12 protein-coding genes are annotated in these 14,570 nt (G+C 66.1%); 8 read left to right on the top strand and 4 right to left on the bottom strand.

Going from position 1 to position 14,570, the window contains the following annotated elements; genetic code table 11:
- Positions 1 to 14 precede the first annotated feature (14 nt).
- The 3 genes from CTB96_RS13210 to tkt are packed head-to-tail and all read right to left on the bottom strand — an operon-like array spanning position 15 to position 4,868.
- Positions 15 to 1,622 carry a glucose-6-phosphate isomerase gene (locus CTB96_RS13210; protein ID WP_110127335.1) on the bottom strand — a complete coding sequence of 536 codons (1,608 nt, stop codon included), beginning with the start codon at positions 1,620 to 1,622 and terminating at the stop codon, positions 15 to 17.
- Entirely contained in the window at positions 1,619 to 2,731 is a 1,113-nt protein-coding gene (tal, locus tag CTB96_RS13205; protein ID WP_110127334.1) for a transaldolase, read from the bottom strand. The genes CTB96_RS13210 and tal overlap by 4 nt, the downstream gene beginning before the upstream one ends.
- Before the next feature lie 43 nt (positions 2,732 to 2,774).
- Positions 2,775 to 4,868: a transketolase gene (gene tkt / locus CTB96_RS13200; protein ID WP_110127333.1), complete on the bottom strand. Its 2,094-nt coding sequence runs from the start codon at positions 4,866 to 4,868 to the stop codon at positions 2,775 to 2,777.
- Positions 4,869 to 5,128: 260 nt separating this feature from the next.
- On the opposite strand from tkt, the gene CTB96_RS13195 reads away from it, so the two are divergent.
- Entirely contained in the window at positions 5,129 to 6,079 is a 951-nt protein-coding gene (locus CTB96_RS13195; RefSeq protein WP_110127332.1) for a heme o synthase, read from the top strand.
- Between the two features lie 524 nt (positions 6,080 to 6,603).
- Here the strand turns inward: CTB96_RS13195 and CTB96_RS13190 are convergent.
- Positions 6,604 to 7,545: a COX15/CtaA family protein gene (locus tag CTB96_RS13190; RefSeq protein ID WP_110127331.1), complete on the bottom strand. Its 942-nt coding sequence runs from the start codon at positions 7,543 to 7,545 to the stop codon at positions 6,604 to 6,606.
- A gap of 284 nt (positions 7,546 to 7,829) precedes the next feature.
- On the opposite strand from CTB96_RS13190, the gene sufB reads away from it, so the two are divergent.
- From sufB to CTB96_RS13155, 7 genes are all read left to right on the top strand, one after another.
- Positions 7,830 to 9,248 (top strand): Fe-S cluster assembly protein SufB, encoded by a 1,419-nt coding sequence (gene sufB, locus CTB96_RS13185; protein WP_110127330.1) that lies wholly within the window; start codon positions 7,830 to 7,832, stop codon positions 9,246 to 9,248.
- The gene (sufD, locus tag CTB96_RS13180) at positions 9,249 to 10,469 is read left to right on the top strand and encodes a Fe-S cluster assembly protein SufD (RefSeq protein ID WP_110127329.1); all 1,221 of its coding nucleotides are present in this window, start codon (positions 9,249 to 9,251) and stop codon (positions 10,467 to 10,469) included.
- Positions 10,470 to 10,471: 2 nt separating this feature from the next.
- Positions 10,472 to 10,798: a non-heme iron oxygenase ferredoxin subunit gene (locus CTB96_RS13175; RefSeq protein ID WP_110127328.1), complete on the top strand. Its 327-nt coding sequence runs from the start codon at positions 10,472 to 10,474 to the stop codon at positions 10,796 to 10,798.
- Positions 10,799 to 10,872: 74 nt separating this feature from the next.
- Positions 10,873 to 11,637, top strand: coding sequence for a Fe-S cluster assembly ATPase SufC (sufC, locus tag CTB96_RS13170; protein WP_110127327.1), 765 nt, complete (start codon positions 10,873 to 10,875; stop codon positions 11,635 to 11,637).
- A gap of 4 nt (positions 11,638 to 11,641) precedes the next feature.
- Positions 11,642 to 11,971: a metal-sulfur cluster assembly factor gene (locus CTB96_RS13165; RefSeq protein WP_066595469.1), complete on the top strand. Its 330-nt coding sequence runs from the start codon at positions 11,642 to 11,644 to the stop codon at positions 11,969 to 11,971.
- A gap of 148 nt (positions 11,972 to 12,119) precedes the next feature.
- Positions 12,120 to 12,770, top strand: coding sequence for a TetR/AcrR family transcriptional regulator (locus CTB96_RS13160; RefSeq protein ID WP_181397254.1), 651 nt, complete (start codon positions 12,120 to 12,122; stop codon positions 12,768 to 12,770).
- A 119-nt stretch (positions 12,771 to 12,889) separates the two neighbouring features.
- Positions 12,890 to 14,488 carry an ABC-F family ATP-binding cassette domain-containing protein gene (locus CTB96_RS13155; RefSeq protein WP_110127325.1) on the top strand — a complete coding sequence of 533 codons (1,599 nt, stop codon included), beginning with the start codon at positions 12,890 to 12,892 and terminating at the stop codon, positions 14,486 to 14,488.
- Positions 14,489 to 14,570: the final 82 nt, after the last annotated feature.

Raw genomic sequence — 14,570 nt, 5'->3', positions numbered from 1 at the left:
GCGAGAACGCGGGTTTAGCGCAGTGCGGCGAACAACGTATCGAGGTCCGCCGCCGGGTTGGTCAGCGTGAGGGTGAGCACCGGGCGGCCGTGGTCTGCGAGCACGCTCGCATCGCCAGCGGCCTGGGCCTGGATGAGCTCGCCGAACGTGAACGGACGCTCGGGAATGGTGAGGTCCTCCGCCGGTGAGCTGAGGATCTGCAGGAACACGCCGGTTGGCGTGCCGCCTTTGTGGAACTGTCCGGTGGAGTGCAGGAACCGTGGGCCCCAACCGAACGTGACCGGGCGCTTGGACAGCGTCGCGAGCAGGTCGCGCACCTCGGCGAGCCGAGGGAGTGCGAGCCTGTCGACGTAGGCCTGCACGGCCACGTAACCGTCCGGGCCGAGCTCCTCGAGCAGCGCATCGATGGCGCTGGCCAGGTCGCTGGCGGCACCGATCACGTGCGGCGTGCCACGCACCTCGATGCCGTCGGCGATGAACGCGGCCGGTTCGGGTTCGGGGCGAGCGTCCAACAGACCGCGGGTCGCGATCTTCGCGGACTCCACATCCGGCTGGTCGAACGGGTTGATCCCGAGCAGTCGGCCGGCCACCACTGTCGCGTACTCCCAAACCAGGAATTGCGCGCCGAGGGTCCCGCTGACGCGGATCTCGTCTGCGCCGTCAGGCGTGGCAAAAACCTCGTCGCCGGCGTCATCGACCAGCCGCACGATCTGTACGTCGGCCAGGGCCGCCGTCAGCTCTGGAGCACCAAGGTCGAGAACGACGGGCAGGATGCCGGTGCCGATCTTGCCTGTCGACTCCGCGATCAGCTGCTCCGCCCAGTCGGCAAATCCCACGATGTGGGTACCGTCTGCAACGAGCGCAAGCTTGGCCCGGCGCGGGCTGGTCGCGGCGATGGCCGCTCCCAAGATGAGGCCGGGGTTGTCCGCCGAGTCGACGGCCAGCGCCAGCGAGACCGATTCGGCCTCGTCGAGCAGCTGGCCGATGTCGATGCCCGCCAGGCCTGACGGCACCAACCCGAATGCGGTGAGCGCCGAGAAGCGCCCGCCCACGGTCGGGTCGGCGGTGAACACCCGGTACCCGGCCGCCGAGGCGGATGCCTCGAGCGGCGAACCGGGATCGGTGACCACGATGATGCGCTCGGCGGGGTCGATGCCGAGGTCCCGGAAGGCGCGTTCGAAGACCCGCCGCTGGCTGTCGGTCTCGACGGTGCCGCCGGACTTCGACGACACCACCAGGGCGGTCGTCTCGAGGCGGTCGGCCAGGGCGGACAGGACCTGACCGGGTTCGGTGGCGTCGAGAACCGTGAGGTCGACGCCGCTGGTGCGGGTGATGACCTCCGGAGCGAGCGAGGATCCACCCATGCCGGCCAGGACGATGTGGTTGACACCCAGGGCCACCAGGTCGTCACGCAGAGCTAAGATCTCGGCCACGAGCGGGCGCGATGTAGCGACCGACTCGGTCCAGCCCAGTCGATTGCCGGCTTCAGCCTCGGCCTCTGACCCCCACAGTGCGGGGTCGAGGGAGGTGATGCCCGACGCGACGAGGTCGTCGACGAGGGTTGGCAGGGCGGCGCGGACGGCCTCGGCCGCCGCGCCGCTCACCGAGATCTTAAAACTCACTTGGCGGCTTCGAGCGCTGCGGTCACAGTGTCGAGGAGTTCATTCCAGGAGATGATGAACTTCGACACGCCTTCCTCTTCGAGGACCCGGGTCACGTCGTCGTAGGAGATTCCCTGCGCGGCGATGGCGTCGAGTACGGCGTTCGCCTCGTCGTAGGAGCCGGTCACGGCGCCTTCGACGATGACTCCGTGGTCGAAGGTGGCCTCGAGGGTCTTCTCCGGCATGGTGTTGACAACCTCGGGTGCGACCAGCTCGGTCACGTAGAGGGTGTCGGGCAGCTCGGCGGACTTGACGCCGGTGGATGCCCAGAGCGGACGCTGCTTGTTGGCTCCGGCCGCGAGCAGGCCCGCAGCGCGCTCGGAGGTGAACGCCTGCTCGAAGACCTGGTAGGCGAGCTGGGCGTTGGCGACGCCGGCCTTGCTCTGCAGGGCGAGGGCCTCGTCGGTGCCGACGGCAGCGAGACGCTTGTCGATCTCGGTGTCGACGCGCGACACGAAGAACGAGGCGACCGAGTGGATGGTCGACAGGTCGATGCCCGCCGCCTTGGCCTTCTCCAGGCCGCTGAGGTACGCGTTGATGACAGCGCGGTACCGCTCGAGGCTGAAGATCAAGGTGACGTTGACGCTGATGCCCAGCGCGATGGTCTCGGTGATTGCTTCGAGGCCTTCGATGGTGGCGGGGATCTTGATCATCGCGTTGGGGCGGTTGACCTTCGCCCAGAGCTGCTGAGCCTCGGCAAGGGTCTTCTCGGCGTCGTGGGCAGCGGCCGGTTCGACCTCGATCGAGACGCGGCCGTCGAAACCGTTGGAGGCGTCGTAGATGGGGCGGAAGATGTCGCAGGCTGCGGCGACGTCGTCGGTGGTGATTTCGAACACCGCGTCGGTGACGCTGGTGCCGGCGGCGGCCAGGGTGGCCACCTGGTCGGCGTACGCTTCGCCCTTGCTGAGGGCACCGGCGAAGATCGTCGGGTTGGTGGTGACGCCGACGACGTTCTTCTCTTCGATGAGGGTCGTCAGTCCGCCGGACTGGATGCGCTGGCGCGACAGGTCGTCGAGCCAGATGCTGACGCCTGCGGCCGACAAGGCGGCGGTGGGGGTGGTTTCAGTCATGAAAATCAAATCTCCTTGAATGCTGCGCTGGTAGGTGTCGCGCTTAGTGCGCGGCGAGGGATTCTTTGGCGGCGGCGACAACGGCCTCCGTGGTGATGCCGAATTCGCGGAACAGGGTCTTGTAGTCAGCCGAGGCACCGAAGTGCTCGATCGACACGCTGCGGCCGCGGTCGCCGACGTACTTGTTCCAGGTCAACGCGATTCCGGCCTCAACCGATACCCGGGCGGTGATCGCCTTGGGCAGAACGGATTCGCGGTACTCGGCGGACTGCTCTTCGAACCACTCGAGGCTCGGCACCGACACGACGCGGGCGTTGACGCCATCCGCCTTGAGCGCTTCGCGGGCGTTGACGGCCAGCTGTACCTCGGAGCCGGTGGCGAGCAGGATCACGTCGGGCGTGCCGTTCGGGGCCTCGGCGAGCACATAGGCGCCCTTGGCGACGTTCTTGGCCGAGGCGAAGGTCTCGCCGCTGGCGTCGCCGTCGCCGCGTTGGAAGACGGGGATGTTCTGGCGGGTGAGCACGATGCCGGCCGGGCCGTTGCGGCGCTCGAGGATGGTCTTCCAGGCCCAGGAGACCTCGTTGGCGTCGCCGGGGCGCACAACGTCGAGTCCGGGAATCGCACGGAGCGAGGCGAGCTGCTCGATCGGCTGGTGGGTGGGTCCGTCTTCGCCGAGTGCGACGGAGTCGTGGGTCCAGACGAAGATCGACGGCGCCTTCATCAGCGCTGCGAGCCGAACGGCAGGGCGCATGTAGTCGCTGAAGATCAGGAACGTGCCACCGAACGGGCGGGTGTTGCCGTGCAGGACGATGCCGTTGAGGATCGCGGCCATCGCGTGCTCACGGATACCGAAGTGCAGGACCCGGCCGTAGGGGTTACCGGTCCACTCACCGGTGGAGTGCTCGCTCGGGATGAACGATGCGGCGTTGCTGATGGTGGTGTTGTTCGACTCGGCGAGGTCGGCGGAGCCACCCCAGAGCTCGGGGATGACCGGGCCGAGGGCGTTGAGCACCTTGCCGGACGAGGCCCGGGTGGAGACCTCGGTGCCGGCCGGGAAGACCGGCAGGGCCTCGTCGACGCCGTCGGGCAGGTCGCCGGAGAGGATCCGGTCGAGCAGCACCTTGCGCTCGGGGTTGGCCTCGGCCCAGGCGTCGAAGCGCACGGTCCATTCGGCGTGCTGCTCGGCTCCTCGGTCGAGAGCCTTACGGGTGTGGGCGATGACGTCGTCGGCGACATCGAAGGTCTTCTCGGGGTCGAAACCGAGGATCTCCTTCACGCCGGCGAGTTCCTCGGCGCCGAGGGCGGAACCGTGGATCTTTCCGGTGTTCTGCTTCTTCGGGCTCGGCCAGCCGATGATGGTCTTGAGGATGATCAGCGACGGCTTGTCGGTGACCTTCTGGGCGGCTTCGATGGCGTCGTTGAGAGCGGCGATGTCCTCGACGTACTCGCCGGTCTTCTTCCAGTCCACGGTCTGCACGTGCCAGTGGTACGCGTCGTACCGGGCGGCGACATCCTCGGTGAAGGCGATGTTGGTGTCGTCTTCGATCGAGATCTGGTTGGAGTCGTAGATCGCGATCAGGTTGCCGAGCTGCTGGTGACCGGCGAGGGAGGACGCCTCGGAGGTGATGCCCTCCTGCAGGTCGCCGTCGCCGGCGATGACGTAGACGAACTGGTCGAACGGGCTGGTGCCCGCTTCGGCCTCGGGGTCGAACAGGCCGCGCTCGAAGCGGGAGGCGTAGGCGAAGCCGACGGCGGAGGCGAGGCCCTGGCCGAGCGGACCGGTGGTGATTTCCACACCGTCGGTGTGACCGTATTCGGGGTGGCCGGGCGTCTTGGAGCCCCAGGTGCGCAGCGCCTTGAGGTCCTCGAGCTCGAGGCCGTAGCCGCCCAGGTAGAGCTGTACGTACTGGGTCAGTGAGCTGTGGCCCACCGAGAGGATGAACCGGTCGCGACCGATCCATTCGTTGTCAGCAGGATCGCGACGCATCACCTTCTGGAAGAGGAGGTAGGCAGCGGGAGCGAGGCTCATGGCTGTACCGGGGTGACCGTTTCCCACCTTTTCCACGGCATCGGCCGCAAGGATGCGGGCGGTGTCAACCGCCCGATTGTCGATGGAATCCCACTGCAATGCTGCCACGTGAACTGACCCTTCTGAATCCGAAAAGGCGGCACGCTTTACCCGCGCCGCTGGAGAGTGATTGCCCGCCGACATCGTTATCGGCACCAGGTGCGCAGCGGTGCGCCGTATCAGGCGCTCACGGATGCATGCACCTTGATTGGCGAGCAATTCCATTATACGGAACGAGGCTTGGTGACGTTGTTTCGCGGATATTGCGCCACTGTCGCACGGGCGATCCGGGCCTGAGAGGTGCCGGAATGATCTAGAATCGAGGCAATATGCGAAGCGCACGAGAAGCCATCGACACTGCTGAGGAGCCCCGCTCTCAGGGGGCAGACGACCGTGGAGACAAGTTCCGTCGCACATTCAAGGCGTATCTGTCGCTGACGAAGCCCCGGGTCGTCGAATTGTTACTCGTCGTTACCGCGCCGACGATGATCCTCGCCACCGGCGGCATCCCCGACCTGTGGTTGGTACTCGCCACGCTCATCGGCGGTGCGTTCAGCGCCGGCTCGGCCGGAGCGTTCAACTGCTACCTCGACCGCGACATCGACCGGTTGATGAACCGTACCCAGGGGCGCCCGCTCGTGACCGGCGAACTCAGCGACCGGCAGGCCCTGGTCTTCGCCTGGGTGCTCGGCGCCGTGTCCATTGCCTGGCTCTGGGCCTTCACCAACTGGGTTGCCGCGCTGCTCTCGCTCGGCGCGATCCTGCTCTATGTCGTGTTCTACACGATGGTGCTCAAGCGCCGCACCGCGCAGAACATCGTCTGGGGCGGCATCGCCGGCTGCATGCCGGTGCTGATCGGCTGGGCCGCCGTGACCGGAGACCTGTCCTGGCCGCCGTTCATCCTGTTCCTGATCATCTTCCTCTGGACCCCGCCGCACTATTGGCCGCTCTCAATGAAGTACCGCGACGACTACCAGGCCGCGGGCGTACCCATGCTGGCCGTCGTGCGCGGCCGCGCGCAGGTGGGCCTGCAGGTCATCCTGTACGCCTGGGCCACCGTGGCCTGCTCCCTGTTGCTCGTGCCCATCGCGGACATGGGTCTCGTGTACACGATCGTCGCGGTCGGCTCCGGAGCGTGGTTCATCTACGAGACCCACCGGCTGTACAACCTCACCATCCGGCACGAGCACGTCTCGCCGATGCGGGTCTTCCACGGTTCGATCGCGTACCTCACCCTGGTCTTCGTTGCTGTGGGCGTCGACCCGCTGCTGCCCTTCTAGCCCGTCACGCCTCTGTCGCGAAAGCGGTGGCGTGGCTGCTTCGCGAACGCTGAAGTGACCGTTTCCCCGCTCTCGCGAGAGAGTTCTTACGCGAGAGCGGGGATGTGGCTGCTTCGCGGATGTGGAGGCAACCGTTTCCCCGCCCTCGCGAGAGACGCCATCCGCGAGAGCGGTGGTGTGGTCAACTCGGCTCGCCCAGGTGACCATTGACCCGCTCTCGCGGCAGTGGTCGTCTGCGACAGGCCTCGCTCGCGTGGCATTAGCTCGCGGGGCCGTCGCTCGCGCGGCCACCGCTCGCGTGGCCTTTCGCGAGAGGTGATTCGCGAGAGCGGTGATGTGGCTGCTTCGCGGCTGCTGAGGTAGCCATGTCCCCGCCTTCGCGAGATACGCCAGCCGCGAAAGCGGCAGCGTGGCTGCTTCGCGGGTACTGAGGCGACCGGTTCGCCGCACTCGCGGGCGTGCGCAGGATCATGAGCGGGTCAACCGGGAGCGGGTCAAGCAGGCGCGGGTCAAGCAGGCGCAGGTCAGCGGGCGAGGGTCTCGGAAGTGCTGCGGGTCGTCGGGGGAGTGAGCGCACTGGCCGGCTGCTTGAGGTTCAGCACGACGGCGGTCATGACTGAGGCGAGGATGCATGCCAGCACCATGTGGATGCCCACCAGAACGGCGGGCAACCCCAGGTTGGCCTGGATGAGGCCGACCGCGGTCTGCGCCAGTTCGACGGCGAGGAGGAGCAGCACCCAGCGGCGCACCGGCAGCCGGAGCGACACCGCCCCGATCACGAGCACAAGAGTGAGGGCCACCGTCAGGTAGGCCGGCCAGCTGTGCACGTGCTGCAGGAACTCGGAGTCCAGGCCGTTACGCGGCGCATCAGCATCGCCGGCGTGCGGGCCTGAGCCGGTGGTGAGGATGCCGACAGCGATGGTGATCGCCACGACGACGGTGGTGAGGTGGGTCACGATGAGGAACCACAGCGGCACCACCCGCTCCCGCGGGCCCTGAGCCGTGTAGAGCCGATAGACGAACGCGGTGCAGAGGCCCACGAGTCCGACCGAGATGACGAAGTGCAGGCCGACGACGTAGGGGTTGAGCTGGGTGAGCACGCTGATGCCGCCGATGACGGCCTGGGCGGGGATGCCGAGCCCGGCGAGCAGAGTCAGCCGGAAGAGGTCGGGACGGCTGCGACGCATCCGCAGCACCGCGACGAACGCGGCGATGGCGACCAGGCCCAGCACCACGCCGAGCAACCGGTTGCCGAATTCGATGACGCCGTGGATGCCCATCTCCGGCGTGTTCACCAGCGAATCGGCGGTGCACTTGGGCCACGTGGGGCAGCCGAGGCCCGAACTGGTCAGGCGCACGAGCCCGCCGGTGCCGACGAGAAAGATCTGAGCGGCGAGGTATACCCAGGCCAACACCTTGAGGCGTCGGTCGACGCTCACGGGCAACCACTCGATAATCCGTTTCACCGGTTCTGCTCCCTGCACGTGCGGGCGAATGTGAATACGCCGGGTCGCACTACTAATAACATCTCTAGCCTGTAGAATTAGGTGTTTCATGGGGCACGTGCGCGCGAAGTTCTTTTCGCAACGCGGCACGACCAGCCCTTGTTCATCTTAGGTACGCAACGTAGCCACCCATACATCTCAAGCTCGCCAGGTGTTGCACGTTCGACCACCAGGTCGCTCGAAGCGCCGAATCGGGAATGACCGGACTGATATCCGGGTTGTTGTGGGTAGGAGAAGAGGTAAAGATGTCTGACGTTCTACTTGACCGACCCGAGCTCGCAGGCCTGGGGGTGTACGAATTCGGCTGGTCCGATTCCGACGCCGCCGGCGCATCCGCACGCCGCGGTATTTCGCCCGAGGTTGTCACCGACATCTCGAACCTGAAAAAAGAACCGGCGTGGATGCTCGAGCGCCGCCTGAAGGCGCTGCAGCTCTTCGAGCGCAAGCCCATGCCCACCTGGGGTGCAGACCTGTCGGAGATCGACTTCGACAACATCAAGTACTTCGTCCGCTCCACCGAGAAGCAGGCCCAAACCTGGGAAGACCTGCCGGACGACATCAAGAACACCTACGAGAAGCTCGGCATCCCCGAAGCCGAGCGTCAGCGCCTGGTCTCCGGCGTCGCCGCGCAGTACGAGTCCGAAGTGGTCTACCACCAGATCAACGAGGAACTCGAAGCCCAGGGCGTCATCTTCATGGACACCGACACTGCGCTCAAGGAACACCCGGAATTCTTCGAGGAGTACTTCGGCAGCGTCATCCCGTCCGGCGACAACAAGTTTGCCGCGCTGAACACCTCGGTCTGGTCGGGCGGCTCGTTCGTCTACGTCCCCCCGGGCGTGCACGTCGAGATCCCGCTGCAGGCCTACTTCCGGATCAACACCGAGAACATGGGTCAGTTCGAGCGCACCCTGATCATCGCCGATGAGGGCAGCTACGTGCACTACATCGAGGGTTGCACCGCGCCGATCTACAAGTCGGACTCGCTGCACTCCGCCGTGGTCGAGATCATCGTGAAGAAGAACGCCCGCGTTCGCTACACGACCATCCAGAACTGGTCGAACAACGTCTACAACCTCGTCACCAAGCGCGCCACGGCCGCCGAGGGCGCCACCATGGAGTGGATCGACGGCAACATCGGTTCCAAGGTCACCATGAAGTACCCGTCGATCTACCTGATGGGGGAGCACGCCAAGGGCGAGACCCTCTCCGTCGCGTTCGCCGGCCCCGGCCAGCACCAGGATGCCGGCGCCAAGATGATCCACATGGCCCCGTACACGCAGTCCTCGATCGTGTCCAAGTCGATCGCCCGCGGCGGCGGCCGCGCCGGCTACCGCGGTGAGGTGCGAGTGGATGCCACCGCGCACCACTCCGCCAACACCGTGCGCTGTGACGCCCTGCTCGTTGACACCCAGTCGCGCTCCGACACCTACCCGGCCATCGACATCCGCGTCGACGACGTGCAGCTCGGTCACGAGGCCACGGTCTCCCGGGTCAGCGAAGAACAGCTGTTCTACCTGATGAGCCGCGGCATGCCCGAAGACGAAGCCATGGCCATGATCGTGCGTGGCTTCATCGAACCCATCGCCAGGGAGCTCCCGATGGAGTACGCCCTCGAACTCAACAAGCTCATTGAAATGGGCATGGAAGGATCCGTCGGCTAAATGTCCGCCGCCTCAACTTCAACCGCCCCCACATCATCCTCGTCGGAGGCTTTGCCCACCGCAGAACAGCACGGTATCAAGGAGCACTCCGACGGCCGGTTCGGCTTCGTGCCGGTGCAGACCCGCTCTGCGCGGTTCAAGAGCTTCGAGCCCGCCGACTTCGCCGCCGTCACCGGCCGGGAAGCCGTCTGGAAGCTCTCGCCCGTCGGCAAGTTCACCGACCTCACCGCCGGAGAACTCGACGGCTCCAACTACGACTTCGACACGACCCCGCACGCGGATGTCGACGTCTCCTGGGTTGACCGCACCGACGCTCGTGTCGGCACGGCCGGCGCCCCGGAGGAGCGCGCCGCTGCTAACGCCTGGAGCAGTTTCGGACAGGCGCTGGCGATCACCGTCAGCGGCGAGGAGGCCAAGGAGATCACGCTCACCCGTGCCACCCTGGGCTCCGTTCCGCGCGCCGCGCACACGATCATCGAAGCCAAGCCGTTCAGCCAGGCCGTCGTGATCCTGCAGAACATCGGCGACGCCCGCATCTCCGAGAACGTCGAGATCATCGTCGGCGAGTCCGCCAACCTCACTGTCGTGACGCTTCAGGAGTGGAACGCCGACGCCGTGCAGCTGGCCAACCACTTCGCCACGATAGGCCGCGACGCGCGCCTCAAGCACGTCGTCGTCTCCCTCGGCGGCAGCATCGTCCGGGTCAACCCGTCGGTGATCCTGGCCGGTCCCGGCAGTGACACCGAGCTGTTCGGCCTCTACTTCGCCGACGCCGGCCAGCACCTCGAGCAGCAGGTCTACGTCAACCATGACGCACCCAACACCCGCAGCCGGGTCAACTACAAGGGCGCCCTCCAGGGCGCAGGTGCGCGCACGGTGTGGATCGGTGACGTGCTCATCGGCAACACCGCACCCGGAACCGACAGCTACGAGCAGAACCGCAACCTGGTCCTGACCGAAGGCACTCGCGCGGATTCCATCCCGAACCTGGAAATCGAGACCGGTGACATCCTCGGTGCCGGCCACGCCAGCGCCACGGGACGATTCGACGACGAGCAGCTCTTCTACCTGCAGTCCAGGGGTATCGGCGAGATCGAAGCGCGACGTCTCGTCGTGCGCGGCTTCCTCAGCGAGATCGTGCAGCACATCGGCTCGGCGCCGCTGGAAGAGCGACTGCAGGGCGCCATCGAAAACGAACTCCGCGGAACAGAAGGCAACTGAACATGGCGTCAACCAAGATTTGTGCGCTCGACGACCTCGAACCCAACGAGGCCATCAAGGTCGAGATCGACGGTGTGAACATCGCCGTCGTGCGGGACTCGCACGACACCGTCTTCGCGATCGGCGACACCTGCACCCACGGCGACATCTCGCTGTCAGAGGGCTTCGTCGAGGACGACACCCTGGAATGCTGGGCGCACGGCTCCAAGTTCTCGCTCAAGACCGGGCGCCCACTGACCCTCCCGGCCTATGAGCCTGTACCCGTCTACCAGGTCGACCTGATCGACGGTGACGTGTTCATCGACCCGCTGGTCACCATCGCCGTCTAAGCACCCGCCGGCCACCCGGCCGCCCACATCCGAACGCCCGCACCACCTGCGGACTACGAAAGAGATACCGAATAATGTCTGTTCTTGAGATCAAAGACCTGCACGTCAGTGTCGAGACCGACCAGGGCACCAAGCAGATCCTGCGCGGTGTCGACCTCATCATCAACGAGGGCGAAATCCACGCGATCATGGGGCCGAACGGCTCCGGCAAGTCCACCCTGGCCTACACGATCGCCGGCCACCCCAAGTATCACGTCGACAGTGGATCGATCCTCCTCGACGGCGCAGAGGTGCTCACCATGACTGTCGACGAGCGCGCCCGGGCGGGCCTCTTCCTCGCCATGCAGTACCCGGTCGAGATCCCCGGCGTCACCGTCACGAACTTCCTGCGCACGGCCAAGACCGCCATCGACGGTGAGGCACCCGCGATCCGCACCTGGATCAAGGATGTGCGCGAGTCCATGGTCAAGCTGCGGATGGACAAGAGCTTCGCCGAGCGCAACGTCAACGAGGGCTTCTCCGGCGGCGAGAAGAAGCGCAACGAGATCCTCCAGCTCGAACTGCTCAAGCCGAAGTTCGCCGTTCTCGACGAGACCGACTCCGGCCTCGACGTGGACGCCCTGAAGATCGTCTCCGAGGGCGTCAACCGCGCCAAGGAGAACACCGGCCTGGGCCTGCTCCTGATCACGCACTACACCCGCATCCTGCGCTACATCAAGCCCGACTTCGTGCACGTCTTCGTCGACGGCCGCATCGCTGAGCAGGGCGGCCCCGAGCTGGCCGACCGTCTGGAAGACGAAGGATACGATCGCTTCCTGACCGAGACGCCCGTAGGCTAGAACCATGGTCTCGACACTCACCCCTGCGCGCTTCGACGAGATCGAAGAGGCCCTGAAAGACGTCATGGATCCGGAGCTCGGCATCAACGTCGTCGACCTCGGCCTGATCTACGACCTCGGCTGGGACGACGAGAACGACGCGCTCATCATCCACATGACGCTCACCTCGGCCGGCTGCCCGCTCACCGACGTACTCGAGGAACAAACCGCAGAGGCCCTGGACGGCGTCGTCGAACAGTTCCGCATCAACTGGGTGTGGATGCCGCCGTGGGGTCCGGAAAAGATTACCGACGACGGTCGCGACATGATGCGCGCCCTCGGTTTCTCCATCTGAATCCGAGTCGTTTCACCGCCCGCGCCGGGTGCCGATGCCCTCAGCATCCGCACCCGGCGCGGTTCTTTTTAACGCTCGTCATCCCGGGAGCGCCCGAAAACAGACGAGTGTAATGCTGCACCAATCACTGGAGGGGTATTCTAAACAGATGGATACCAGCCCATCCCGCAGCCAAGCCCGGCGAGACGCCCAGACCGCGGGCACACGCGCGGACATCGTCGACGCCGCCACGATTCTGATGCGGGACCGGGGCTACGTCGGCACGTCGATTGCCGCGATCGCCGACGGCGCCGGCGTCGCCGTGCAGACGATCTACAACTCGGTCGGGTCCAAGGCCGACGTCCTCGCATCCGTGCTCGCCGGGGCCACCGACCGAGCCGGCGCCGGCGGCAGGTCTGGGCCGGATCTGGCAGCCCGGCTCGCCGCTGCCGAAACCGCTGGAGTCGCCCTCGGTGTCCTCGCCGACTGGATCGTGGACGGCAACCAACGGGCGGCACCGATCCAGCGGGTGCTGAACGAGGCGGCTGGTATCGACCCGGAGATCCGCGAGCTGGAGCTCTCCAGCGCCGCCCGCAGCCTGGTGGCGTACGGCGATGCGGTCGCGGTGCTCCGCTCGCGGCTGGGTCTTCGCGCCGGATTGAGCGATCATGAGGCCGCGGCGTCGATCTGGGCGCTCGGTCATCCCCAGGTCTTCCAGACCCTCGTTCTCGACCTCGGCTGGTCGACCGAGACCTACACTGCCTGGCTGCGGTCGGCCCTGCCCGCGCTGCTGCCCGCCGGCCGGATTCCCGCTCACTAGGGCCGCCGAGCGAGACCCAATACCGCCCGGCGGGACCGAAACCCCGCGCGAGCAAATATACTGGTGGACTGGCCGTGTTTGGCCGGCCCTCCCACGACTCCTCTGAATGGACTATTGCTGTGCTCAGTGTGCAAGATCTCGAAATCCGAGTTGGGGCGCGCGTGCTCATGGAGGATGTCAGCTTCCGCGTATCCGCCGGCGACAAGATCGGCCTGGTCGGGCGCAACGGTGCCGGTAAGACCACGCTGACCAAGACCCTGGCCCGGGAGACCCTGCCCACCAAGGGCAAGATCGAGAGCTCCGGCGAGATCGGCTACCTGCCGCAGGACCCCCGCTCCGGCGACCCGGACATGCTCGCCCGCACCCGCATCCTCGATGCCCGCGGCCTCGGCACCATCTCGCTCGGCCTCACCCAGGCCGGCATCGAGATGGGATCGCCCGACAGCAAGATCAGCGAACGAGCGATGAAACGCTACGGCGTCCTCACGGATGAGTTCAACGCGCTCGGCGGTTATGCGGCCGAAGCCGAAGCGGCGTCCATCGCCAGCAACCTGAACCTGCCCGACCGCATTCTCGACCAGCCGCTGCGCACTCTCTCCGGTGGCCAGCGTCGCCGGATCGAGCTGGCCCGCATCCTGTTCTCCGCCGCCGAGACGATGATTCTCGACGAGCCCACCAACCACCTCGACGCCGACTCCGTGGTGTGGCTGCGGGAGTTCGTGAAGAACTATCGCGGCGGCTGCATCATCATCAGCCACGACATCGAACTCGTCGGCGACACCGTCAACCGCGTGTTCTACCTCGATGCCAACCGCATGGTCATCGACATCTACAACATGAACTGGAAGAACTACCAGCGGCAGCGCGTCGCCGACGCCGACCGTCGTAAGAAAGAACGCGCCAACGCCGAGAAGAAGGCCTCGACCCTGCAGCTGCAGGCCGCCAAGTTCGGTGCCAAGGCCAGCAAGGCCGCCGCCGCGCACCAGATGGTCGCCCGCGCCGAGAAGCTCCTCTCCGGCCTGGACGCTGTTCGCGCTGTCGACCGGGTCGCGAAACTGCGCTTCCCCGAGCCCGCTCCGTGCGGCCGCACCCCGCTGATGGCCAACGACCTGTCGAAGAGCTACGGGTCGCTGGAGATCTTCGCGGCCGTCGACCTCGCCATCGACCGCGGGTCCAAGGTCGTCATCCTCGGCCTCAACGGTGCCGGCAAGACCACCCTGCTGCGGATGCTCGCCGGAGTGGACAAGCCCGACACTGGAGAGATCGTGGCCGGCCACGGCCTGCGGATCGGCTACTTCGCCCAGGAACACGAGACCATCGACGTGAAACGCAGCGTGCTGCAGAACATGATCTCCTCCTCGCCGAACATCACCGAGATGGAAGCGCGGCGAGTGCTCGGTTCGTTCCTGTTCACCGGTGACGACTCCCACAAGCCGGCCGGCGTGCTCTCCGGTGGTGAGAAGACCCGGCTGGCCCTGGCGATGATCGTGGTGTCCGGCGCCAACGTGCTGCTGCTGGACGAACCGACCAACAACCTCGACCCGGCCAGCCGTGAAGAGATCCTCGACGCCCTGGCGCACTTCACCGGCGCCGTGGTCCTGGTCAGCCACGACGAGGGCGCCGTCGAGGCGCTCAACCCGGAACGCGTGCTCATCATGCCCGACGGCACAGAGGACCACTGGAACAAGGACTACCTCGATCTGATCACGCTCGCCTAACGACGACAAGCAGACAAAGAAGAACCCGCCGCCCCGTGAGGGCCGGCGGGTTTTCTGCTGCAACCGTGCCTTCCGGCAGCAC

The organism is Cryobacterium arcticum (assembly GCF_003185895.1).
Taxonomy (GTDB): Bacteria; Actinomycetota; Actinomycetes; order Actinomycetales; family Microbacteriaceae; genus Cryobacterium; species Cryobacterium arcticum.
Note: the sequence above shows the minus strand (reverse complement) of the source record. Positions and strands in the feature narration are given on the sequence as shown.

Bases quoted from the DNA above. Each gene is read 5' to 3' on its own strand.
- tal (WP_110127334.1), bottom strand. From the start codon at position 2,731: ATGACTGAAACCACCCCCACCGCCGCCTTGTCGGCCGCAGGCGTCAGC.
- CTB96_RS13195 (WP_110127332.1), top strand. From the start codon at position 5,129: ATGCGAAGCGCACGAGAAGCCATCGACACTGCTGAGGAGCCCCGCTCT.
- sufB (WP_110127330.1), top strand. From the start codon at position 7,830: ATGTCTGACGTTCTACTTGACCGACCCGAGCTCGCAGGCCTGGGGGTG.
- sufD (WP_110127329.1), top strand. From the start codon at position 9,249: ATGTCCGCCGCCTCAACTTCAACCGCCCCCACATCATCCTCGTCGGAG.
- CTB96_RS13175 (WP_110127328.1), top strand. From the start codon at position 10,472: ATGGCGTCAACCAAGATTTGTGCGCTCGACGACCTCGAACCCAACGAG.
- sufC (WP_110127327.1), top strand. From the start codon at position 10,873: ATGTCTGTTCTTGAGATCAAAGACCTGCACGTCAGTGTCGAGACCGAC.
- CTB96_RS13165 (WP_066595469.1), top strand. From the start codon at position 11,642: ATGGTCTCGACACTCACCCCTGCGCGCTTCGACGAGATCGAAGAGGCC.
- CTB96_RS13160 (WP_181397254.1), top strand. From the start codon at position 12,120: ATGGATACCAGCCCATCCCGCAGCCAAGCCCGGCGAGACGCCCAGACC.